The following is a 23,199-nucleotide window of genomic DNA, read 5'->3' as shown; positions in this document are numbered from 1 at the left end:
ATTAGGTTATATATATATATATATATATATATATGCATTTGCGTAGTCTGACTCATTTTGAACTCCTTTAGAATTAAATTTTCAGAGATGCTATAAACAATTCTAATAACTCTCAGCCTAAAACTATTATACCATGATTTCTATTTTTTCAAAAAAACGAACCAGATTAACTGATTCGTTTCGTGACTGCTAATCTCCTACTTCCGATACATTTTAAACTGTAGGAAGAGGTCGCTGTATTTTCCCGTCCATTTATGGTCAAATTTCTCATAAACTTCTAGGTGTTTCATGGTTTCAGCATCAGGATAGAAGGCTTTATCTTCTTTTTTCTCCTCTGGGAGCAATTCCTTAGCTGGTAGGTTTGGTGTTGAATAGCCGACATACTCTGCATTTTTAAGAGCATTTTCAGGTTTCAACATAAAGTTGATAAAGGCATAGGCTGCATCTTGGTTTTTGACTGTTTTTGGTATAACCATATTGTCAAACCAAAGGTTGCTGGCTTCTGTCGGTACCACATAGCGTAGATTTTCGTTTTTTTCTAGCATTTGGCTAGCTTCCCCAGAGAAGGTCACGCCGATAGCAGCGTTGTTCTGAATCATGTAGCCCTTCATCTCGTCCGCCACAATGGCCTTGATATTTGGAGTCAATTTGTAGAGTTTATCTACTGTCTCTTCTAACTGCTGGGTATCCTTGGAGTTGAGGCTGTAGCCGAGGGAGTTGAGCCCCAGTCCCAATACCTCACGCGACCCATCAAAGAGCATGATAGAGTTCTTATACTCTGGTTTCCAGAGGTCGTCCCAATGCTCAGGAGCCTCATCTACCATGGTTTCATTGTAGACAATTCCTAAGGTTCCCCAGAAGTAAGGGATGGAGAATTTATTGCCTGGGTCAAAGGACTGGTTGAGGAACTCTGGTCCGATATTTTCAAGACCTTCAAGTTTTGAATAGTCAAGCGGGACCAAGAGGTCTTCATCCTTCATCTTGTTAATCATGTATTCACTAGGAATGGCAATATCGTAGGTCGTTCCACCCTGCTTGATCTTGGTATACATGGCTTCGTTGGAATCAAAGGTCTCGTACTGGACTTGGATTCCTGTTTCTTCTGTGAATTTCTCCAAGAGTTCAGGATCGATATAATCACCCCAGTTGTAAATGACCAGTTTTTGACTATCTCGACTATTGATTTTACTATCTAGATGCGTCGCAATTCCCCACAAGACCAGGATAATGGCTGCAATTCCTGCTAAAAATGAATAGAGTTTTTTCATGCTTGCTCCTCCTTCTCACGTGAGATAAAGTAATACCCAACAACCAGGATAATACTAAAGAGAAAGACAAGGGCAGACAGGGCATTGATTTCTAGCGAAATCCCCTTCCGAGCACGAGAGTAAATCTCGACTGATAGGGTTGAAAAGCCATTTCCCGTTACAAAGAAGGTCACAGCAAAGTCATCTAGAGAATAGGTGAAGGCCATGAAATAACCTGCAATGATAGACGGAGTCAGGTAAGGAAGCATGATTTCCTTGAACATCTGAAATTGACTGGCACCAAGGTCATAGGCCGCATGAATCATGTCACCGTTCATTTCCTTGAGTCGAGGCAAGACCATCAAGACCACGATAGGAATCGAGAAGGCCACATGACTAGATAGAACGGTCAAAAAGCCAAGTGAAAACTTGAGTTGGGTAAAGAGAATCAAGAAGCTGGCACCAATCATAACATCAGGCGCAACCATGAGGATATTATTGAGTGAAAGAAAGGCTTCTTGGTATTTCTTACGAGATTGGTAGATGTAAATGGCTCCAAAAGTCCCGATAATGGTCGCTATCAAGGCTGATAGAAAGGCCAAGAAAAAGGTCTGGGTCACAATTAACATAAGGCGACCATCGCCAAACATGGTTTTAAAATGGCTCAAGCTAAAGCCTGTAAAGCTGTTCATGTCGTTGCCTGCATTAAAGGCGTAGCCAATCAAGTAAAAAATCGGCAGGTAGAGGACAAGAAAGACCAGTCCCAGATAAAGGTTGGCAAATTTTTTCATCGTTCTCTCCTTTCCTTGGTCACCCACATGGTGATGAACATGGTCAGAATGAGAATCACACCGATGGTAGAACCCATACCGTAGTTGTCATTTGTCAGGAAGTTCTGCTCAATGGCTGTCCCCAAGGTGATAACGCGGTTCCCACCAATCAAACGGGTCAGCATGAAGAGACTCAAGCTTGGAATAAAGACCGACTGAACTCCACTTCGCACGCCGTTCATCGATAGAGGGAAGATGACATGGCGGAAGGTCTCCCACTTGGTCGCACCCAGATCGTAGCTGGCATTGATGAGGTTATTATCCATATCGTCCAAGACATTGAAAATGGGCAAAATCATAAAGGGAAGCTCGATGTAGCTTGCGACAAAGATAAAGGAGAAATCGGTAAAGAGCAACTGTTGTGAACCGATTCCGATAAATTCCAAGAATTGGTTAATAGAGCCATTTTGACCAAAAATTCCGATAAAGGCATAGGCCTTGAGGAGCAAATTGATCCAGGTTGGCAGGATAATCAGCATAAGCCAGAGTTGACGGTGCTTGAGACGAGTCAAAAAGAGGGCTGTCGGATAGCTGATAAGAAGCGTCACCAGTGTCACAATCCCTGCATAGAGTACTGAGTTGAAACTCATTTTTAGGTAGGTCAAGTTTTGTGACGTAAAGTAGGACTTATAATTTTCTAAACTGAATTGGCCTTCAATGTTGAAAAAGGATTGACCGAAAATCAAGACCAAGGGTGCCAGAACAAAGAGGGCAATCCAGAGCATGTAGGGCACTACAAAGAGTTTAGAGCTTGTTTTCTTCATCTCTTTCCTCCTCGATTGCATTGATCAGACCTGCTTCTTGCTCTTCGATTTCCACGTATTCTTCGATACGGGCATCGAACTCTTCTTCGGTTTCGTTGAGACGCATGATGTGGATGTCTTCCGGTTCAAAGTCCAGACCGATTTCCTCACCCACGATGGCCTTACGAGTCGAGTGGATCATCCATTCATTCCCAAGTTCGTCATAGGCGATAATTTCATAGTGAACCCCACGGAAGAGCTGGGTATCCACCTTAACTTGGAGCTTGCCTTCTTCAGGAAGGGTAATCCGCAAGTCCTCTGGACGAATCACGACCTCAACAGGTTCATTTGGCTTCATCCCACCATCGACCGCTTCAAAGCGTTTGCCGTTGAACTCAACCAAGTAGTCCTCAATCATGATTCCTGGCAAGATATTTGACTCACCGATAAAGGTGGCAACAAAGTGATTGATCGGCTCATCGTAGATATCCACAGGTGTTCCAGACTGGACAATCTCGCCATCATTCATAACGAAAATCCAGTCACTCATAGCCAGGGCTTCTTCCTGATCGTGAGTGACAAAGACAAAGGTAATGCCCAATCGTTGTTGCAGTTCACGCAGTTCGTACTGCATATCTGTTCTTAATTTTAAGTCCAACGCTGACAAAGGCTCGTCCAACAAAACCACACGGGGTTGGTTGATAATGGCACGGGCAATAGCCACACGCTGACGTTGTCCTCCAGAGAGTTTACGAATGGAACGTTTTTCGTAACCTTCCAACTGAACCATCTTGAGAACTTCCGCTACGCGTTTCTCGATTTCTTTCTTGTCAATTTTACGCAAGCGAAGCGGAAAGGCAACATTTTCAAACACATTCATATGTGGAAACAAGGCATAGGATTGGAAGACCGTATGGACGTCTCGCTTGTTGGTTGGGATGTCGTTGATGCGGACACCGTCCAGCAAAATATCTCCTGTCGTCGCATCCAGTAAACCTGCAATGATGTTTAGGATGGTTGATTTCCCTGAACCAGATGCGCCTAAAAGAGTGTAGAATTTCCCTTCTTCCAACTCAAAGTTGATGTCTTTGAGAACCTTGGTGTTGCTGTCTTCAAAAACTTTTGAGACGTTTTTGAATTCAATAATTGGTTTTTTCAATTGTCATTTATTCCTTCTTTTTCATAGATTAACAGATCAGGGCTCTGTCAGGCCGCTACTACCTCGTGTAGGAGATTGAACTGCCTACATTCTTCTGCACTGACGATAGGCTTTCACCCCCTTTCCATGACATAGCAGCAGCTTTTCAACTACAGCTTCCTACTTGCTTTCTCCTAAAATACGGACTTCCCTCTCAAGGGTAACGCCAGAGTGTTCCTTGACTTTTTCAATCACAGACTCAATCAAGTCCTCGTAGTCTTTAGCCGTTCCATCAGCGACATTGATCATAAAACCTGCGTGTTTTTCTGAGACTTCAACACCACCGATACGATAGCCTTTCAAGCCAGCTTCTGAAATTAATTGGCCTGCAAAATGCCCTACTGGACGTTTAAAGACCGAACCACAAGATGGATATTCTAAAGGTTGCTTGAGTTCACGTAGATGCGTCAAGCGATCCATTTCTTGCTTGATAACCTGATGGTTTCCTGGAGCTAGAGCAAATTTAGCTGACAGAACAACTGCACCAGACTCTTGAATAGCTGAATGGCGGTAACCAAAAGCCAAATCCTTGACAGACAGGGTCTCAATTTCTCCATCCTTGGTCAAGATCTTACAAGACTGCAAGATGTGGGCAATCTCGCCACCATAGGCACCCGCATTCATAAAGACAGCACCACCAACACTTCCTGGAATGCCACAAGCAAACTCAAAGCCAGTCAAACTATGACGAAGGGCAATGCGGGTCGTTTCAATCAAGTTGGCACCAGCTTCTGCTTCAATAGTATAGCCATCAACGGAAACGTTATTGAGCTTGTCACACAAGATGACAAATCCACGAATCCCACCATCACGAACGATGATGTTGCTGGCATTTCCAAGGACCATCCAAGGAATATTTTCTTGATTGGCAAATTTAACAACGCGCGCCAACTCAAAACGATTTCGTGGAAAGACCAAATAATCGGCCTCTCCACCTACTTTTGTATAACTATAGCTATGCAAGGGTTCTTTGAAACGGATATCAATCCCTTCTAAGATTTCAAGCATGTTTTCTTTTACTGACATGACACTCTTCCTTTTACAAAATTCATTCCATTATACCATTTTTAAGACCATTTGACGACCCTAAAAAAATCTTGGGCTTATTTTAAACAAAAAAAGAGGTTTCCCCCTTTTTCTTATGATTTTTTGCAAAAGATAGCCTTGGTTCCATAGGCAACTAGGATCAGTTCAACTAGTAGAATGACTTCAACTAAGACTGGACTTGTAAGCCAGCCAACTTGGGCTAGAGATGGTGCCAGGTCAAAGAAGGCATGTAGGCCATAGGCTGCTAGGAGATAAATCCATTTCTTCTGGCGAACAGCTTGGTAAACCCAAACAGTCAAGAGTAATTGGAAACCTAGCGCCAAGATTCTCTCAAAACCAAGCAAATAAATCTGCCAGACTGATAGCGACTGAATAGTTTTCAACATATTTTCAGACAGCAATTGCATAACCTGTGGATTTTGCGTTTGAACTGCTGAAAGAACGATGTAGAGATTAAGCAAACTAGCAAGACCTAGGAAAATCAACTCCAAGCCACCATGCCCCAATCCATAAGCCAATGCATCTGCCTTTTCCAAACTTCTCTTTTTCTCCAACCATTTGAAGAAAATAAAACGAGCAGTTTCCTCAAAAAATGCTGCCATGACTAGGCCATAGATGATATAGAGAAGTGGATGATCCTGCAAAAGGGCAATACTACCGTCTTTTTGAGGATGCAAAACTAAGATATGCACCAGTTTTTCTAAAATCTGTGAAGAGACAAAGAAAGCAACAGCACCCAATCCCAAGACAGCTAGATTAATCTGGTATTTCTTTTTGGCATACCAAATGCTTCCTATCAAGAAAGCCAGCAACAGCAACATGGTAATAATGATATGAATGGTCATTTTCTTCTCCTATTCCGCCTTTTCAATATCTTTTTTCATCTCGTCAACATTGAACTTAGCAAACAAGTATTGACGATCTTGGACTGGAAAACGTTGGTCCAACTGGTCAACAGCTCCCACCTCAATAATACCTTCCTTGATGACAAAGTCCATGACATGACCACCGAAGGTCAAATCATCTGAAATGAAGTGCAGATGGTAGCCTGCCACACTGACTCCATGGAAAATCTCTGGCGTCCAGAAACCAACGATAGTTCCCGCCACATTGTCACGACTATATTCCGGTTGATGGGTTGCGACCTCAGCAAACTTGGTATCTGGTGTCGACTTGGGAATCATGCGTACATGCATATGTGAGAATTCGCCACGAATCTTAATTGAGCGGAAAAGATTTTCCCCATCATAATAAGACTCAATTCGTTCTTCCAATTCCTTATCTGTCATCTCAAAGCGTTGGCGAAAAATGACCTCTGCCTGATGCGGTACCACTGCTGCGTAAGGAATAAGGGCATCTGGTGACACTTCTACAATTTCCGGTTGCTCTCCCGAGCCTTTGGCCTGATAAGCCTTGCCATCTAAGACAATCAATTCCCCATCAATGGAATCCAAGGTTCCCAAACCAAGGTCACCATGCTCTAGCAATTCTCCTACTGTCATGGTACCACCATAAAGGCCTGCCATCAAGGCTCCAAGGGTATTGTATTGAAATAATTTCACTGGTTCCTGCACGTTCTTATCCATTCACTTTCTTGTCTGTTATTCTATAAATGTTACTCCTAAGTATACCACATTTGCCCCTAGATGTGAACGAGAGAAACACTCTAGACATTGCCAAGAAGGAAAAAAAAAGGTACAATGTAACAAAATCAAGGGAGGTCTGGAATGAAGAAACAAAGCAAGTACCAAGAGGTCGTTTCCTATCTGAAAAACGGTATCGAGTCTGGACGTTTTCCAACGGGAAGTCGCTTGCCTTCTATCCGTCAACTGAGCCTTGACTTTCACTGTAGCAAGGATACTGTCCAACGAGCCCTGTTGGAATTACGGCACGAACAATACCTCTATGCCAAGCCTCAGAGTGGTTACTATGTCCTAGAACAAGGGCAACACCAGGATCTAGAAATCGAAGTCACTGACGAACATGCCAGCGCCTATGACGATTTCCGACTCTGTGTCAATGAAACCTTGATTGGCCGAGAAAACTACCTTTTTAACTACTATGACAACCAAGAAGGATTAGAAGACCTAAGACAGTCCATTCATAAACTCCTCTTTGACCAAGCCCTCTACTGCAAGGCTGACCAACTGGTATTAACTTCTGGAACCCAACAAGCCTTGTTTATCCTCTCTCAAATTTCCTTTCCTAGTCAAGCTAAGGAAATCTTGGTGGAACAGCCGACCTACCATCGGATGAATCGCCTCTTGATTGCTCAGGGATTGGACTATCAAACGATTGAACGAGGCATTGATGGGATTGACTTGGAGGAGCTGGAAGGTCACTTCAAAACAGGAAAAATTAAGTTTTTCTATACCATTCCTCGTTTTCACTATCCTCTGGGACATTCCTATTCAGAGCAGGACAAACGGGCTATTCTTGACTTAGCTGCCAAGTATGGTGTTTATATCGTCGAAGACGACTATTTGGGGGATTTGGACTCCAAAAAGGGCCAGACCTTCCACTATCTAGACACAGAGGAGCGCGTCATTTATATCAAGTCCTTCTCAACCAGCCTCTTTCCAGCCCTGCGGATAACAGCACTCATCCTGCCAAATGCTATCAAGGAAGCCTTTGTGGCCTACAAAAATATCCTAGATTACGACAGCAACCTCATCATGCAAAAGGCCCTGTCACTCTATATTGATAGTCAACTGTTTGAGAAAAATCGTCTAGCTCGCTTGTCCAATCAGGAAGACTACCAAAAACAAATCGAGGAAAGACTAGCTAACACTCCTTGTCCCCTTCCTCATTATCCCCTACACGATGGTTTATTGCTAGACCTCAGACAGTATCCTAAAATCGCCAGCCTCAAACACAGTCAGCTGAAATTGAACTTCTTTGAGGAGGCTTACTTGGATGCCTGCCCTTATCAATTTGCCAAGGTGTCCCTAGACAATCTAAAAAAAGTTTTAGACTATTTAAAAGCAGAATTGGACTGACTTCCAACTCTGCTTTTTTCTTATACTCTTCGAAAATCTCTTCAAACCACGTCAGCGTCGCCTTACCGTACTCAAGTACAGCTTGCGGCTAGCTTCCTAGTTTGCTCTTTGATTTTCATTGAGTATTATTCTTCAACTTCTGTTAAGGTTGCCGCTTTTTCAAGATATTTTTGGTAGGTGCCGTCATCCTTGAGTTTTTTGATGACCTTGTCCACCACTTCTTTCAAATCAGCACTATTTTTTCTAAGGGCAACTGCATTAGCTTCGCCGTCCTTCATCTTCAAGCTGACAGTTGCGACAGCTAGGTCTGCATTTTTAGCAGCATAGTTAAGCGCAACAGGCTCATCCATGTGAACAGCATCTACTTTTCCAGCCTGTAATTCATTAACAGCTTCACCCATATTGGTTAGGGAAGTCAGCTGAGCTTTTGGCAATTGTTCCTTGACCATTGATTCTGGAACAGTTCCTTTTTGGGCCGCAATATTAGCACTTTCAAGGCTAGTTAAATCCTTGTATTTTTCTACATCGGACTTACGAACCAAAAAACTAATCTTGTTTTCATAGTAGGGGATTGAAAAATCAAAGACTTCTTTTCTCTCATCAGTAGCGCTAATTCCCGCAACTGCTAGGTCAGCCTTACCAGTTTGAAGACTGGTCAAGACATTGTCAAAACTCATGCTTGAAATTTCCAACTTCACCCCAAGTTCATCAGCGATAGCTTGGGCCATATCAATGTCCGCACCGACTACCTGGTTTTTTCCATCAACCAAGGATTGGAATTCAAAGGGTGCATAGTCTGGACTGGTCGCCACAACTAATTTCCCCTTTTGCTTGATGGCCTCAACAGCTGACTGAGAACCGTTAGAATCCGACTGGCAAGCCACTAAGAAGAAACTTGCAAGAAAGCTACATAAAACAAATATCCATTTTTTTGATTTCATAAATAAACAACCTCTCTGTTAATTTTGTATAATTATAACGCTATCCAAGTTGCTTGTCAAGTGTTTTTTGAATTTTTATCTTAAAAATATTTTTTTCATTCAAGAAAAGGAGCTGTCAGTTGATTTCGAGCTCCTTTTTATACAGAATAAATCTATTTTATAGTTCGACAATCTTACCTGTTTCAAAGTAAACAACCCATTCACAGATATTTTTAGCATAGTCTCCAATACGTTCCAAGAAAGCAATCACTTGGAAATAATCACGACCTGTAACGATGGCATCTGGATTTTTCTTGATTTCTTCTGTAGCCAAATCACGAATGCTATCAAAGTAATGGTTGATTTTTTCATCCATGGCTGCTACTTCATAGGCCTGGTCTACTGAACCGTTGAGATAGAGTTCAAGGGCTGCTTCAACAAAGTTCTTGACATCGCGACCCATTCTCTTGATTTCTTCTTCAACAGCTGGGATGCGTTGCTCCCCTTTCATACGAATTGCCGCTTTGGCAATGGAAACGGCATGGTCCCCCATACGTTCCAAGTCAGATACGGCCTTCAAGACTGTTAAAACAGTACGCAAGTCCTGAGAAACTGGCTGTTGAAGAGCAATCATTTCAAATGATTTCTTTTCCAATTTCACTTCGTATTCGTTTACTTCTGCATCGTCTTCGATGACTTCCTTGGCCAAATCACGGTCATGCGTAACAAAGGCACGCACTGTCCGATTGATTTGAGATAGCACTTCTTGTCCCATAGCATAGAACTGGTTATGCAATTTCTCTAAATCTTCTTCAAATTGAGAACGTAACATCATTTATCTCCTTATCCAAATTTTCCTGAAATATAATCTTCTGTTTCCTTGTGTTGTGGGTTTAGGAACATCTTCTTGGTATCGTTAAACTCAATCAAATCTCCATCAAGGAAAAATCCTGTCTTGTCAGAGATACGAGAGGCTTGTTGCATGGAACGTGTAACCAAGAGCATGGTGTATTTATCTTTTAGACCATACAAGGTTTCCTCAATCTTACCGGCCGAGATAGGGTCCAGAGCTGAAGTCGGTTCATCCAAGAGAATGATTTTAGGACTGGTTGCCAAGACACGGGCAAGGCAGACACGTTGCTGTTGTCCGCCTGAAAGCCCGATAGCTGAATCATGCAGGCGATCCTTGACCTCATCCCAGATAGAAGCTCGTTGCAAGGCTTTTTCAACCGCCTCATCTAGAACCTGCTTGTCCTTCACTCCATTGATACGAAGCCCGTAAACAACATTTTCGTAGATAGACATAGGGAAAGGGTTGGGTTGTTGGAAAACCATACCGATTTCCTTCCGTAATTCAACTGTATCTGTACGCGGACTGTAAATGTTGTGGCCGTTGTAAACCACCGAACCAGTTGTAGTCACCTCTGGATTGAGATCCCCCATACGGTTGATAGCCTTTAGGAGGGTTGATTTCCCTGATCCAGATGGACCGATCAAGGCTGTAATTTCCTTAGGTTGGAAAGATAGGGAAACACTATTCAAGGCCTTCTTTTGATTGTAGTAAACGGACAGGTCTGACACCTGTAAAATCGCTTCTGTCATACTGTTTCCTTTCTATCCAAAGTGTCCTGTTACGTAGTCATTGGTTGACTGTAGTTTCGCATTTTGGAAAATATTAGAGGTCTTATCGTACTCGATCAAGTCACCCAAGTAGAAAAATCCTGTGTAGTCACTAGCACGCGCAGCCTGCTGCATACTGTGGGTCACGATGATGATGGTAAAGTCCTTCTTTAATTCCAGCATGGTTTCTTCCAGCTGAGCTGTCGCAATCGGATCCAAGGCTGACGCCGGCTCATCCATCAAGAGAATATCTGGTTTAACCGAGATAGCACGAGCAATACAGAGACGCTGTTGCTGACCCCCTGATAGGGTCAAGGCTGACTTGTGCAAATCGTCTTTGACCTGATCCCAAAGGGCAGCTTGACGAAGAGAGGTTTCCACAATTTCATCCAAGACTTGCTTGTCCTTAACACCTGCACGTTCATGAGCAAAAGTGATATTGCGGTAGATAGACTTGGCAAAGGGATTTGGGCGTTGGAAAACCATTCCGATATGCTTGCGCATCTCATAGACATTGATTTCTGGACGATTGACATCAATCCCTTGGTAGAGGATTTGACCTGTTACCTTGGCAATATCGATGGTATCATTCATACGGTTGAGACTGCGAAGGTAGGTAGATTTCCCAGATCCGGAAGGACCAATTAAGGCAGTAATTTTATTTTTTTCAAATTGCATATCGATGCCCTTGATGGATTCATTTTTACCGTAGTAAACATGTAAATCCTTAGTAGAGAGGGCCACTTTCTCTTCAGGAAAGGTGATGATATGCTTTTCATCCCAATTATATTTTGACATGGCTTCTCCTTTAGGCAGCGGTTAATTTCTTATGTAGGTAACTTCCGAGTTTACGAGCTCCAAAGTTAAAGATGAGAATAAAGATGAGTAGCACGGCCGCAGAACCTGCTGATACGATGGTTCCATCTGGAATGGTTCCTTCACTATTGACTTTCCAGATGTGGACAGCCAAGGTTTCTGCTTGACGGAAGATAGAGATTGGACTGGTCACACTGAGAATATTCCAGTTAGACCAGTCAAGGGCTGGAGCGGATTGTCCTGCTGTATAGATAAGAGCCGCAGCCTCACCAAAGATACGACCAGAAGCTAAGACGACCCCAGTCACAATACCTGGAAGAGCTTCTGGAATGACCACATGGACAACTGTCTCCCAACGAGAAATCCCAAGGGCCAGACCAGCCTCACGTTGCGTATGGTGAACGTGTTTCAAGCTGTCTTCAACATTACGAGTCATCTGAGGTAAGTTAAAGACTGTCAAGGCCAAGGCACCTGAAATGATTGAAAATCCATACTCAAACTGAACTACAAAGATCAAGTAACCAAAGAGACCTACAACCACAGATGGGAGTGAAGACAAGATTTCAATACAGGTTCTGACAAAATTGGTCACAGGACCTTTTTTAGCATATTCAGCTAGGAAAATCCCAGCTCCCATAGACAAGGGCACAGAAATAATCAAGGTAATAACCAGAAGGAAGAAGGAATTATAGAGCTGAATTCCAATCCCTCCGCCTGCTTGGTAAGAAGATGATTTGCCAGTCAAGAAAGACCAAGAGATGTGAGGCAAACCACGAACCAAGATATAAAGAATCAAGGATGCCAAGATGGCAACGATAATTCCTGCAATTGAGTAGAGGACAGCTGTTGCAATTTTATCTAATTTCTTAGCGTGCATAGTTTTTCTTTCCTCTTTCTTTCGTAATCAATTTAATCACACTGTTGAAGGCCAAACTCATCAAAAGCAAGACTAAGGCCAGTGACCAGAGAACGTTATTGTCAACGGTTCCCATAACGGTATTTCCGATACCCATGGTCAACACAGAGGTCAAGGTTGCAGCAGGTGTTGTTAGTGAAGTTGGAACAACGGCTGAGTTTCCGACCACCATCTGAATGGCCAAGGCCTCACCAAAGGCACGCGCCATCCCAAAGACCACTGCTGTAAAAATACCTGAACGCGCCGCCTTCAAGGTCACGCGCCAGATGGTTTGCCAGCGAGTGGCCCCCATAGCCAAACTAGCTTCGCGGTAGTGACGAGGCACCGCACGTAAGCTGTCCGTTGTCATAAAGGTTACCGTCGGTAAAATCATGACAAAGAGAACGAAAATCCCTGACAAAATTCCAAAACCAGTTCCACCAAAGACACTACGTACAAAGGGAACTACGACCTGCAAACCGATAAATCCATACACGACTGAAGGAATCCCGACCAGCAATTCAATGGCTGGTTGCAAGATTCTAGCACCTTTTGGTGAGACCTCCGTCATAAAGACTGCCGCACCAATGGCAAAAGGAGTTGCGATAAGTGCTGATAGGATTGTGACAATAAAGGAACCCAAAATCATAGGAAGGGCACCAAATTGTTTACCTGAAGGATTCCAAGTTTGGCCAAAGAGGAAATCAAAGATATTAACCCCATTTACAAAGAAGGTAGACAAACCTTTTTGGGCTACGAAAATCAAAATCATAGCCACAATGATAACAATCAAAGACAGACAGGCAAAGGTCAAGCCTTTTCCTAATTTCTCTAGACGAGAGTTCTTTGAGGGAGAAAGCAATTTTTTAGCTAATTCTTCTTGATTCATTAGTGACTCCCTTCTAGTGCTGTCACCGTTCCTACAGCATCTTTTTCAACCTTCATTTCCTTAACAGAAATATATCCCATCCCCTTAACGATTCCGCTTTGCGCTTCATCTGAGAGGACAAAGTTGAGAAACTCTGCCACCAATTCATTTGGTTGACCTAGGGTGTACATGTGTTCATAAGACCACAAAGGCCAGTTATTGCTTGTAACATTTTCTGCAATCGGCTCATAGCCATTCAACTTCATGCGTTTAACTGAGTCATCCACATAGGCAAAGGCTAGGTAAGAAATGGCTCCTGGTGTCTGGGAAACAATGTTTTTGACCATCCCATTTGAATCCTGTTCTTGACTCTGCACGGCAGATTGACCATCCATGACAACACTATCAAATGTTGCACGCGAACCTGAACTTGCCGCACGGTTGATAATGGAAATGGCTAGGTCTTTCCCACCGACTTCTTTCCAGTTGGTCACTTGACCTGTGAAGATGCTACGGAGTTGTTCAGTTGTCAGATTTTCAACATCAACTTCCTTGTTCACAATAACTGCCAAGCCCGCTACAGCAACCTTATGGTCCACTAGAGCGGATGCGTTGATACCGTCTTTTTCCTCGGCAAATACGTCTGAATTTCCTACATCAACAGCTCCAGACTGAACCTGAGACAAACCTGTACCAGATCCTCCACCTTGGACGTTGACTGTTTTTCCAACGTGCATAGAGCCAAATTCATCTGCTGCTGCTTCGACCAAGGGCTGAAGAGCCGTTGAGCCAACAGCTGTCATGGATTCTCCACGATCAATCCAGCTAGCACATCCCGCCAAAGAACCTGCCAGCAAAAGAGCTGCAAGGGATAGAGCGAGTTTTTTCCTTTTTTTCACTGTTTTTCTCCTTGAAAATAATGGTGAATGCTGTGAATTTTTTCAACTATTTATTTATGTTTTTCTTTTGAAAATTGGGAGCCAACTGAAGTTGCTAGCTTGGTTTTACTAGTAATTTACTCAGTTACCTTCTCCACCAATTTTGACTTAAAATGAAAGACAATTTGAAAAAAATCCATACTTCCACTATAACATAGACAAGCTACTTTGACTAGCATTTTCACTTGAATCTTAGGCCTTTTGGAAAATAATTTTTCAAAACATTTCCAGTCACCTTAGCAAAGCCCAACCCATTGCCTTGAACCAAAACTTGGTACCAACCATTTGGCAGACTTTCCGCCAGCTGAACAGTTTCGCCAGCAACATACTTTACAAACCCTTCTTGGTCAATTCCAACCGACTGTTTAACCTGACTCGGTTTCAAGGCTAGACCAAGAGCAAAACTGGGTTCAAAACGTTTCTTCTTAAAAGTGCCCAGATGCAGTCCATTGCGAGCAATCTTGAGTTTCCCTAAATCTGGCAAGAGTTCTGGCAAGAGATAGAGTTGGTCACCAAAAGTCTGCAAGATTCCTCTTAGATTGACCTTCAAGTGTTTTTGCGCAAATTCCTGCCACAAGGTGAGCTGTTCACGACTTAGATTGCTCTTACTTGCCTTAAATTTAGGAGCTGGATTGTCACCCTTAAATTGTAAATGGGCCACAAACTGACCCTCTCCCTTAAAATGATGAGGGTACATCCGAGCCGTTTCTGGCAAGTCAATACCAGCTACCATTCCATTGATATGCTCTACTGGTAGCAAGTCAAAATCATACTCTTCCAGCAGCCAATTAACAATCTCTTCGTTTTCCTCAGGTGACCAGGTACAAGTCGAATAAACCAGATGACCTCCCTCTGCCAGCATGGTTACTGCATCTGCCAGAATTTCTCTTTGCAAGCTAGCGCATTGACTCGGGTAATCTAAGCTCCAATAGTCCATAGCATCTGGTTGCTTACGGAACATCCCTTCCCCTGAGCAAGGGGCATCTAGGACAATGAGGTCAAAATAGCCTTTAAAGACCTTGGCCAAGCGGTCAGCAGATTCATTGGTCACCACAACATTTGTCGCTCCAAAGCGCTCCATGTTTTCTACTAAAATCTTAGCCCGTTTGCTTGAAATTTCATTGGAGACGAGAAGACCCTCCCCTGCTAGATAGGCTGCCAGTTGGGTTGATTTGCCACCCGGTGCAGCAGCCAAATCCAAGACCTTCATACCAGGACTAGGCTGGGCTACCTGCGCTACCATTTGAGCAGCGGGTTCTTGCGAGTAAACCAAACCTGTAGCATGCTCAGGCGATTTCCCTGAAATCTTCCCATAGTGGCCCCAAGGGGTTTGAGGAATAGCATCAGGAAAGGAAATTGGTATTTCTTTTAAAGGATTCACCCGAAAGGCCGAAACCGCTTCCTCCCCAAAAGAGGCAAGAAAATCTCTTGCCTCATCTCCTAGTATCTTTTCATATTTTTCAACAAATCCTTCTGGAAATTGCATTTAAGTTCTTTTCCTTTCGTAAATATAGGACTGAATTTCCTCCTGCATCTCAAGAGGCACCATCATGACCGGCTGTCTGGTTTGAAAATCAAGCGTTTCACCAGATAGGGTCACAACTCGATAGCCCAGACTTTCTCCTAAAATACTAGCTGCAGCATAATCCCATGGTTGCAGATAAGTGACATAGGTCAACAAACGCCCTGACAAAATCTTGGCAAAACTAATGGCCGCACTCCCATAGACACGAACACCAAGGACTGCTCGACTCAAATCGGCCAAACCCCATTCGTTGGTTTCCAGCATGCCACTATTCCCTGCAATGAGAAAATCTCCAAGTGGTTTTGCTTTAAAGGGAGCTAGGAGCTGATCATTTCGGCATACTGGAAACTTACCACCACCGTGATAACAATCCCCTTTGACCACATCATAAATGAGGCCAAACTGCCCCTGACCATTTTCAAAATAAGCCATCATAACAGCAAAATCTTCCTGCTGGGCTACAAAGTTATTGGTACCATCAATTGGATCAATGACCCAAACCTTGCCCTCTTGAACCGAGGCTCGCAGACAACCTTCTTCAGCACAAATCTTATCCTCAGGATAACGGGACAAAATCTCACCAACCAAGAGCTCCTGAACTTCCTTGTCCAGTCTGGTCACCAAATCGGTTGGAGAGGACTTGGTTTCAACACACAAATCTTCCTGCATATGGTCAAGGATGTACTGGCCTGCTTTCTTAATTAGCTCTTTAGCAAATTCAAATTTACTTTCCAAGAGAAATCTTTCCTTCCCCTTTTTCCTTAGCAGCCTGAACTGCTCGGTAAAGCGAATAGCCACTAACTGTTTCAAATTCTCGTCCCAAACGTTTCTCTTCACTCTTGCTTGGCACAACCGCCTTGAATCCCTTATAGGAGTCCAGTAACTTTTTAGCCTCTACCTTGCCTTCATAGGCAGCTTCAACATCATTAAAAAAAGAAAGCACTGAAGCAAGTTCTTCAGTGCTCCACGACAAATCTAGTGGGTAACTATACTGTTTGTTCATTAACTAATACCAGCTCTCATTCTTGCTTCTTTTAGTTCTTGCTTACGGTAACTACGAGGGAGAAAAGCACGAATCTCATCTTCATTAAACCCGATCTGCATGCGTTTGGCATCAATAATAATGGGACGACGCAAAAGACTAGGATACTGCTCAATCAAATGAAGCAATTCCGATACCGAAATACTTTCTACATCAATATCTAATTTTTGAAAAATTTTTGAACGAGTTGAAATGATGTCATCAGTACCATTTTCGGTCAAGGAAAGGATGTGTTGCAATTCTTTTCTTGTTAAAGGACTGGTCATAATATTGTGTTCCTCAAAGGGCACCTTATGTTTTTCTAACCAGGCCTTCGCCTTACGACATGAAGTACAGCTCGGTGATAGAAATAGTGTAATCATGCTTTTCTCTTCTTATCTATACTTTGCTACTTCTATTATACAAAAAAATAAAGCGCTTGACTAGGGATTTTTAGAAAAAAAAAGCCTATTTTTTCAAGAAAAATAGACTGTTTGCGAACGATTAACTCTTTTTGGATTTGATTAATTCATTCTTGGGGAGCTATATAGTGAAGTATGGGGTTCACAAAAAAGAATGCCACAATCTTGCGACATTCTTTTCCTTTTGAATATATCTTCTAATCTCGATAGTAATAATCTTCAGCCCTGTCTGATTTCCCAAATTCTTCATAAAACAGGCGATCTTTGGATGAATCTGACGCACCGTGAGGCGTTCCAGCTGGTATAAAGAGTACAGGCGTTGTTGCCCGTATTCCAATCTCAAATCGCTTTCCAACGGCTCCTTCCTGGTTCTTGGACAAAAAGATTCGTTCATATTCATTGACTAAACCAGAATCGTGAATAATCAAGTTTTTAGGTTTTGAACCAGTTGTCGACCAACTACCTGCTACCAGAGACATTTCATCCTTTTGAGGATGTTGAACATATGGATTTCCCACTACAGGTTCACGACTTGAACTCTGACTTGTTTCCTTATCAGTACCATTCTTAGAGCTTGTATTATCAAAAGTTGTTACACCATCTGATTTTCTGTAGAAAAACTTATCTGATGAAATAATTGGCTTGTTTGAGAAGGCTATCCGATCCTTACTACTATCTGACCGACCACCATGAGGATCGCTAGGTGAATTAGCCGGATAAACAAGGACACCTTCTTCTGTTCTTCCAACAATCAGTACAGGTATATCTATTGTCTCAGATCCTATCTGCAAGCGATCTCCGTTACTCATACTGCCATCTGGTTTGATAGTGATTTCTTCACCCGCAGCATTAACCCAGGTATCTGCTATTAGATGCAGATTTCCATTCAAGATTTCTGGTTCCTTAAATGGACGTCTCGTAGCGATCATATTGGTGGGATAATGATTTGTTTTTGGATCAATAATATCCGCTTGCAGTATAAAACCAGTTTGCCCCTCTACATCAATTTGGTACCAAATATGACCTCGATCTTTTCTCTCTCCAGCAACTGAATTAGATGCAGTTATTCTTTGATCCTTGCTGAGTTCAGTAATCACTTCTGAATCATAGAGAGGTTCCTTACGTACCGCAGCCTTTTCAGCAGTGACTTTCAATTCCATGGGTTGCTCCAGCTTGTAAAGATAGACTGTTGGTTTGTCCTCTTTACCATCTGTCAAAATCAGATAACCGTTAGGGTCCTTGTAGCCATAAAAAGTATAGGACTGATCTTTAAAGTCTGTTTCGATGCGGTCAATCTCTTCCTGAGATATAGATAGCGAAACCTCAACTTCTGGTAGAACTGTTGTTTTAGAATACGTCTTTCCAACAACATAGGTCTTGTCGAGTTCGTAATCAATAGTCGTGACTTTTGTATCCCCCTCATACTTTTTAATCGTATGTTGACCTTTCATCATTCCACCACGATCACGGCCATGCAACATCTCTTTCCCATCTCTCACAATAATGGCCTGACCATTATAACCAAGATCAATGGTTCCAAATAGGGGCATCTCACCTGACAAATGTTCAATTGTTCCAAAAGAACGATACCACTCATCAAAATTGTCTTTTTCAAGAGAATTCGCAATATCAATCTGATCCATTACCTCTGAAGAGGATTCTTCCTTCTTTCCACAAGCTCCTAAAAAAAGCAAAGCAACTAGGAAAACGATACTATATCGTAAATACTTTTTCATCTTTTTCAAATCTTCTCAATGATTCCTTTCTGATTGTATCCATTTTTTATCCACCAAATAATAGATGAATAAGACCCATCCAAAAATGTAGACAATATAACCTAAACCAGGACGACCATGTTGAAAAATGTATATTGGATTATAGACAATAAATGTTGCTAACAAGGTGATGATATATGTATCCAATCTTCTTTCTTCTCCCCTTGCAATAGAGGATACAACTAAAACGGCTAAAGCAAGAATAATAAAAGCCAAGATGGCATGGTAGGTAAAGGGTGATACAGTTTTATTAATTGTACCAGATAAACTATAAAAATACAAAAATTGCGATGAAAATATACTGATAGAAGCAATTGTTAAGAGTTTATTTTTAGCATAGGATTTCTTGATATCCTCTACTGACAAAAATGAAAGATGAAACTCAAAGGTTAGTTTTTCCTTTTTTATATACTTAAAGAAACAATAAACTACAAGAAGAATTAAGCTAAAAAATGCTGAATACAAAATAAGATAGTATCCATTCAACATGTCAGCTGAGTTGGCTCTTTCCATCGTAGGAGACCAGCCTGATAAAAAGCCAGAGGTAAACTGAACAATTCCAGCAAAAACATTATAGCTTGTAGCTGCGATTTGACTTTGGACAACTCCTTTTACAACGTCTAGAAGCATCTTAAACAACCATAAACTATTTAAAATCCTAAGGACAATCAAGGTTTTCTCTTTTCTTTTCAATACAAACACAAGTTCTAATAACGAGACTGCTAAAAAGAGATTTGCATTTAAAATACCCCTAATCCAACCATAAATATTTAAAGGATTATTTACTTCATCAACCATTACTCCCATAAAACTAAACAAAATAATCAATCCCAAACTAATAGCATAAGCTAAATAAATAAAATCTAATCTAGATTTTATTGTAACCAGTGGAGACTTTTTCATTTTCTCTATCTCACTTCTCATTTTATTTTCAATTATGAACACAGAGAAATCCTTTTAAGATACTTTCCTAAAAGGATTCCTTTTCTCATACAGATTATACTCTCTTGGATTTATTTCAGCCAGTAACTTACTAGCGAATCCATTTACCTGAGCCATCTACACGGTAACCATCTGGTGTACGTTCATTAACAGCCATCTTACCATTAGCTTTAAGATAGTAATCGCCTACCCAAGTATTGCGGGCATGGCTACCTTCACTAGTTAAGTAATAATAAGCTCCATAATTTCTGTCATAAATCCACTCGCTCTTGGCCATTTTACCATTCGATTTGAGATAGTAATTTCCAATCCAAGCGTTTCGAGCATAACTTCCATTCGATGTTAAATAATAATATGATTTATAGTAACTATCATAGATCCACTCGCTCTGAGCCATTTTACCATCAGATTTGAGGTAGTAATTTCCAATCCAACCATTTTTTACATATCCTGATTGAGCTAATATATAGTACCAAGCCCCATAATTTTTATCGTAAATCCACTCTTGCTGTGCCATTAAACCACCAGGTTTAAAGTAGAAATTCCCAAACCATTTATTTTCAACCAAGTTACCATCCGAATCTACATAATATACTCCTCTTCTATCAGAACTGCGAATATATTCGTTTCTTGCTTTAACTCCATTTTTATAGTATGAATTACCGAACCAACCATTTTTGGCCTGATTAATATGACTTCCTGTTCCAACCATTTTATGGTCGTGGATAGTAACAATGTCAGTGTGACCATAATAACGATAATATCCATACGGAGGCTGTTTCCAATCTCTCAAAACAATTCGATATTCTCCATCCGTAAAGGCATTCAAATTCTCCTGGTTCATATCGTATTCCCTTGTCACGCTTGGTTGACTAGGCGTAAAAATAGCATCGGCTAATCCAGGAAATTTTTCAGTCACTTGAGTTTTTACATTAAACAAGAAAAAGGGAATAGAAATTTCATTCATTCCTTCTGGGAAGGTATCAATACTAGCTGTGATCTTTAATTTTCCCGAACTTGTATCTTGACTCAAATTCATCTGTACTTTTAAATTCTTAACTTTAGAAGGATCATAGTCGGATTTAGCAATGTTAGGAGTGTCAGCCATTACTTCCTGAACGTTAACGAGAGCTGTAGAGCCTACGACTAAAATAGACAAGGCCGAGACTAATACTGTTTTCATTTTCATCATAACTTACCATCTGCTCCTACTAGCGAATCCATTTACCTGAACCATCTACTCGATAGCCATCTGGAGTTCGTTCACTAACGGCCATCTTACCATTAGATTTAAGATAATAGTCACCAATCCAAGTATTACGTGCATAATTACCTTCACCTGTTAAGTAATAGTAGGCTCTATAATTTCTGTCATAAATCCATTCACTCTTGGCCATCTTACCATTAGATTTGAGGTAATAGTTACCGACCCAAGCATTGCGAGCATAGCTTCCTTCACCAGTCAAATAGTAATAAGCTCCATAGTTTTTGTCATATACCCACTCATTTTGTGCCATATAACCGCCAGATTTGAGGTAGTAATTGCCCACCCAAGCATTTTGGACATAGTTACCCGCAGCATCGATATAGAAGTAAGACTTATATTGGTTATCATAAATCCACTTGCTATAGACCTTGTTGCCATTTTGGTAGTAAGAGTTACCAGACCAGCCATTTTTTCCAGAAGCTGAGCTGCTAGGTGTAGCAGGTGTTTGAGCTTGAGAGCTTTGTGGCTGGGCTGCAGCTTGTCCTTGCCCACCAATGCTGACAATTTTAAGATCTTTAATCGTCACAACCTCAGACTGGCCATAGTAGCGGTGTTCATAGCGAGGAGAACCATCATTTATGTCCTGTAATGTACCAGAATATACAATCCAGTAATCCCCATCTGCTAAAAATATCAATTTATTATTGTTCCAATAAAACTCTCTCGTAGATGACAATTCATAAGAACTAAACGACATATTCGGTAGAATATATTGATGAAGCTGACCTGTCTGAACATTTTTAAAAAAACCAAAAAAACTTTTAGTGTCAAAAAGGGGTGATCTTCTTGGCAAAGAATCAATTGTAGCCGTGATATCCAGCTTTTCTAATGTAGGATGCTGTTTTAGTGTGATTTTCACATCATGGTTTTTAATCCCTACGATATCACTCGAACTTGCATGAACAATTTGTGGTGAGAAGAGCAATCTTCCTTCTGTATCAAGAACTGTCGCAGCTCCTAGCGCTGCTACTGCTAAACTAGCAAACAAAACTGGTTTGAATTTCATAGACAAACTCCTTTAAATCTTATTCCCCAAGAGTATAGCAGATTTTTCCCACTCGTGAAGAAAAACGACGAAAAAAATGGATTTTTACAAAAATCCCTTACAAATCTTCTCAAAATCGTATCTTTTTGTAGTTTTTTCTCTTATCTTCTTGAAATAGTGTATAATAAAGTAAAACCACAAGGAGATTAGTAAAATGGAAATAAACTTTGGTGAAATTATCAAACAAATCCGGGAGGAGAGGGGCTTTACTCTAAAAGAAGCTGCTGGCACAGCCATTAGTCCCAACAACCTCAGTAAATTTGAAAAAGGCATCACGACCATCAAGGTGGATACTTACTTCAAAATCCTAGAAAATCTCAAAATCTATGATGCCAATGATATGACAATGTTGATGATGCGTTATCAATATCAAGATCCTAAATTTCCCGAATTTGAAAAAACTAGATTCACAACACCAACTAAGGTTGTAGAATTGAGTAAAGCATTAGGATTTGATACCTATTTCAGTGATTTGTTCTATATCCAATCTTTAGAAATACCTAGGAAGAAAGAGAATTTAACGAAAGAAGATTGGACTATCCTCAATCGGACTAAGAATACCTTATTTCATCTAAACTACTGGCTTGCACAGGATTATAGCGTGTTTAATGCTTTAATTCACTATTTTGACTTTCCTACAGAAACACTTCAACAAATTGCAAAAACAGCTCTTGCTTTGCTAAAAGAAACATTTGTTGATTTCATACAAAAACGAATGCTTCTATCGACACTCTTAACCATCATCCGAACCTATTCTCGAAATGGGCATTACCAACTTGCCCAAAATTTAGTGGACAAAATTGATGTATATAGAATTAAGGAATTACATTCCCTAAAAGGAGTATTGCAAGAAGCATTTATTCAAATTAAAATGCAAGAATGTTATAATTTGCTCAGACAAGATAAGAAGGAGGGAATAGAACTGGCAAGTCAGATTTTAGCCTATCTGGACAGTCTGAATGGTCTTTTCCTGGACCAAACTATTTCTCAATTGAGAGACATCTTCTATCAACAAGTCAAAATGCTCAATAAAACTGGAATTGATTGGTCATAAACTCTGGGCTGAGTTGCTACTGGCAGG

General features: G+C 41.2%; 24 protein-coding genes. 2 read left to right on the top strand and 22 right to left on the bottom strand.

The genetic code is table 11. The annotated features are described in order from the left end of the window. Positions 1-197: 197 nt before the first annotated feature. The 7 genes from M1G12_RS04570 to budA form a co-directional block, all read right to left on the bottom strand. The gene (locus M1G12_RS04570) at positions 198-1,268 is read right to left on the bottom strand and encodes an ABC transporter substrate-binding protein (protein ID WP_247949470.1); all 1,071 of its coding nucleotides are present in this window, start codon (positions 1,266-1,268) and stop codon (positions 198-200) included. Continuing rightward, positions 1,265-2,038, bottom strand: coding sequence for an ABC transporter permease (locus M1G12_RS04565; RefSeq protein WP_000712740.1), 774 nt, complete (start codon positions 2,036-2,038; stop codon positions 1,265-1,267). Before M1G12_RS04565 ends, M1G12_RS04570 begins: the two co-directional genes overlap by 4 nt. Then, the gene (locus M1G12_RS04560) at positions 2,035-2,841 is read right to left on the bottom strand and encodes an ABC transporter permease (RefSeq protein ID WP_115904185.1); all 807 of its coding nucleotides are present in this window, start codon (positions 2,839-2,841) and stop codon (positions 2,035-2,037) included. The genes M1G12_RS04565 and M1G12_RS04560 overlap by 4 nt, the downstream gene beginning before the upstream one ends. Continuing rightward, a complete protein-coding gene (locus tag M1G12_RS04555) occupies positions 2,822-3,979 on the bottom strand; it encodes an ABC transporter ATP-binding protein (protein ID WP_042750955.1) in 1,158 nt (385 codons plus the stop codon). Before M1G12_RS04555 ends, M1G12_RS04560 begins: the two co-directional genes overlap by 20 nt. Before the next feature lie 159 nt (positions 3,980-4,138). Further along, positions 4,139-5,044, bottom strand: coding sequence for a UDP-N-acetylmuramate dehydrogenase (gene murB, locus M1G12_RS04550; protein WP_247949469.1), 906 nt, complete (start codon positions 5,042-5,044; stop codon positions 4,139-4,141). 113 nt (positions 5,045-5,157) lie between these two features. Continuing rightward, complete coding sequence (locus tag M1G12_RS04545) at positions 5,158-5,910, bottom strand: YhfC family intramembrane metalloprotease (protein ID WP_247949468.1); 753 nt, start codon at positions 5,908-5,910, stop codon at positions 5,158-5,160. A 9-nt stretch (positions 5,911-5,919) separates the two neighbouring features. Beyond that, positions 5,920-6,651 (bottom strand): acetolactate decarboxylase, encoded by a 732-nt coding sequence (gene budA / locus M1G12_RS04540; RefSeq protein ID WP_000360314.1) that lies wholly within the window; start codon positions 6,649-6,651, stop codon positions 5,920-5,922. A 141-nt stretch (positions 6,652-6,792) separates the two neighbouring features. Here budA and M1G12_RS04535 point away from each other — a divergent pair, with 141 nt between their 5' ends. Next, on the top strand, positions 6,793-8,064 hold the full coding sequence (locus M1G12_RS04535; protein ID WP_247949467.1) for an aminotransferase-like domain-containing protein: 1,272 nt from the start codon (positions 6,793-6,795) through the stop codon (positions 8,062-8,064). 125 nt (positions 8,065-8,189) lie between these two features. On the opposite strand, the gene M1G12_RS04530 is transcribed toward M1G12_RS04535, so the two are convergent. From M1G12_RS04530 to M1G12_RS04460, 15 genes are all read right to left on the bottom strand, one after another. Continuing rightward, positions 8,190-9,005 (bottom strand): ABC transporter substrate-binding protein, encoded by an 816-nt coding sequence (locus M1G12_RS04530; protein WP_247949466.1) that lies wholly within the window; start codon positions 9,003-9,005, stop codon positions 8,190-8,192. Positions 9,006-9,162: 157 nt separating this feature from the next. Next, positions 9,163-9,816 carry a phosphate signaling complex protein PhoU gene (phoU, locus tag M1G12_RS04525; RefSeq protein WP_000946458.1) on the bottom strand — a complete coding sequence of 218 codons (654 nt, stop codon included), beginning with the start codon at positions 9,814-9,816 and terminating at the stop codon, positions 9,163-9,165. Positions 9,817-9,827: 11 nt separating this feature from the next. Beyond that, a complete protein-coding gene (pstB, locus tag M1G12_RS04520; RefSeq protein WP_247949465.1) occupies positions 9,828-10,586 on the bottom strand; it encodes a phosphate ABC transporter ATP-binding protein PstB in 759 nt (252 codons plus the stop codon). Positions 10,587-10,598: 12 nt separating this feature from the next. Beyond that, positions 10,599-11,402, bottom strand: a complete 804-nt coding sequence (gene pstB / locus M1G12_RS04515) for a phosphate ABC transporter ATP-binding protein PstB (protein WP_000049848.1) — start codon at positions 11,400-11,402, stop codon at positions 10,599-10,601. 10 nt (positions 11,403-11,412) lie between these two features. Beyond that, a complete protein-coding gene (gene pstA / locus M1G12_RS04510) occupies positions 11,413-12,297 on the bottom strand; it encodes a phosphate ABC transporter permease PstA (protein ID WP_000543046.1) in 885 nt (294 codons plus the stop codon). After that, positions 12,287-13,204, bottom strand: coding sequence for a phosphate ABC transporter permease subunit PstC (gene pstC, locus M1G12_RS04505; protein ID WP_001070903.1), 918 nt, complete (start codon positions 13,202-13,204; stop codon positions 12,287-12,289). Before pstC ends, pstA begins: the two co-directional genes overlap by 11 nt. Then, positions 13,204-14,082, bottom strand: a complete 879-nt coding sequence (locus M1G12_RS04500; protein ID WP_101786434.1) for a phosphate ABC transporter substrate-binding protein PstS family protein — start codon at positions 14,080-14,082, stop codon at positions 13,204-13,206. Before M1G12_RS04500 ends, pstC begins: the two co-directional genes overlap by 1 nt. Before the next feature lie 220 nt (positions 14,083-14,302). Further along, on the bottom strand, positions 14,303-15,607 hold the full coding sequence (locus M1G12_RS04495; protein WP_247949464.1) for an RsmF rRNA methyltransferase first C-terminal domain-containing protein: 1,305 nt from the start codon (positions 15,605-15,607) through the stop codon (positions 14,303-14,305). Continuing rightward, positions 15,608-16,381, bottom strand: coding sequence for an inositol monophosphatase family protein (locus tag M1G12_RS04490; RefSeq protein ID WP_237446991.1), 774 nt, complete (start codon positions 16,379-16,381; stop codon positions 15,608-15,610). Then, positions 16,371-16,649, bottom strand: a complete 279-nt coding sequence (locus M1G12_RS04485; RefSeq protein WP_001041974.1) for a UPF0223 family protein — start codon at positions 16,647-16,649, stop codon at positions 16,371-16,373. The genes M1G12_RS04490 and M1G12_RS04485 overlap by 11 nt, the downstream gene beginning before the upstream one ends. Continuing rightward, positions 16,649-17,050: a Spx/MgsR family RNA polymerase-binding regulatory protein gene (locus tag M1G12_RS04480; RefSeq protein ID WP_000631254.1), complete on the bottom strand. Its 402-nt coding sequence runs from the start codon at positions 17,048-17,050 to the stop codon at positions 16,649-16,651. The genes M1G12_RS04485 and M1G12_RS04480 overlap by 1 nt, the downstream gene beginning before the upstream one ends. 236 nt (positions 17,051-17,286) lie before the next feature. Next, a complete protein-coding gene (locus M1G12_RS04475; RefSeq protein ID WP_247949463.1) occupies positions 17,287-18,825 on the bottom strand; it encodes a DUF6287 domain-containing protein in 1,539 nt (512 codons plus the stop codon). A 15-nt stretch (positions 18,826-18,840) separates the two neighbouring features. Then, a complete protein-coding gene (locus M1G12_RS04470; RefSeq protein WP_247949462.1) occupies positions 18,841-19,767 on the bottom strand; it encodes a hypothetical protein in 927 nt (308 codons plus the stop codon). Between the two features lie 130 nt (positions 19,768-19,897). Then, complete coding sequence (locus M1G12_RS10005) at positions 19,898-20,998, bottom strand: hypothetical protein (protein ID WP_474104180.1); 1,101 nt, start codon at positions 20,996-20,998, stop codon at positions 19,898-19,900. A 19-nt stretch (positions 20,999-21,017) separates the two neighbouring features. Continuing rightward, positions 21,018-22,079 (bottom strand): endo-beta-N-acetylglucosaminidase, encoded by a 1,062-nt coding sequence (locus M1G12_RS04460; protein ID WP_247949461.1) that lies wholly within the window; start codon positions 22,077-22,079, stop codon positions 21,018-21,020. Positions 22,080-22,272: 193 nt separating this feature from the next. Here M1G12_RS04460 and M1G12_RS04455 point away from each other — a divergent pair, with 193 nt between their 5' ends. After that, positions 22,273-23,172 carry a helix-turn-helix domain-containing protein gene (locus M1G12_RS04455; RefSeq protein ID WP_247949460.1) on the top strand — a complete coding sequence of 300 codons (900 nt, stop codon included), beginning with the start codon at positions 22,273-22,275 and terminating at the stop codon, positions 23,170-23,172. Positions 23,173-23,199 lie beyond the last annotated feature (27 nt).

It is taken from the genome of Streptococcus mitis (genome assembly GCF_023110375.1).
GTDB lineage: Bacteria > Bacillota > Bacilli > Lactobacillales > Streptococcaceae > Streptococcus > Streptococcus mitis_CI.
This window is presented reverse-complemented; position numbering and strand designations above follow the sequence as displayed.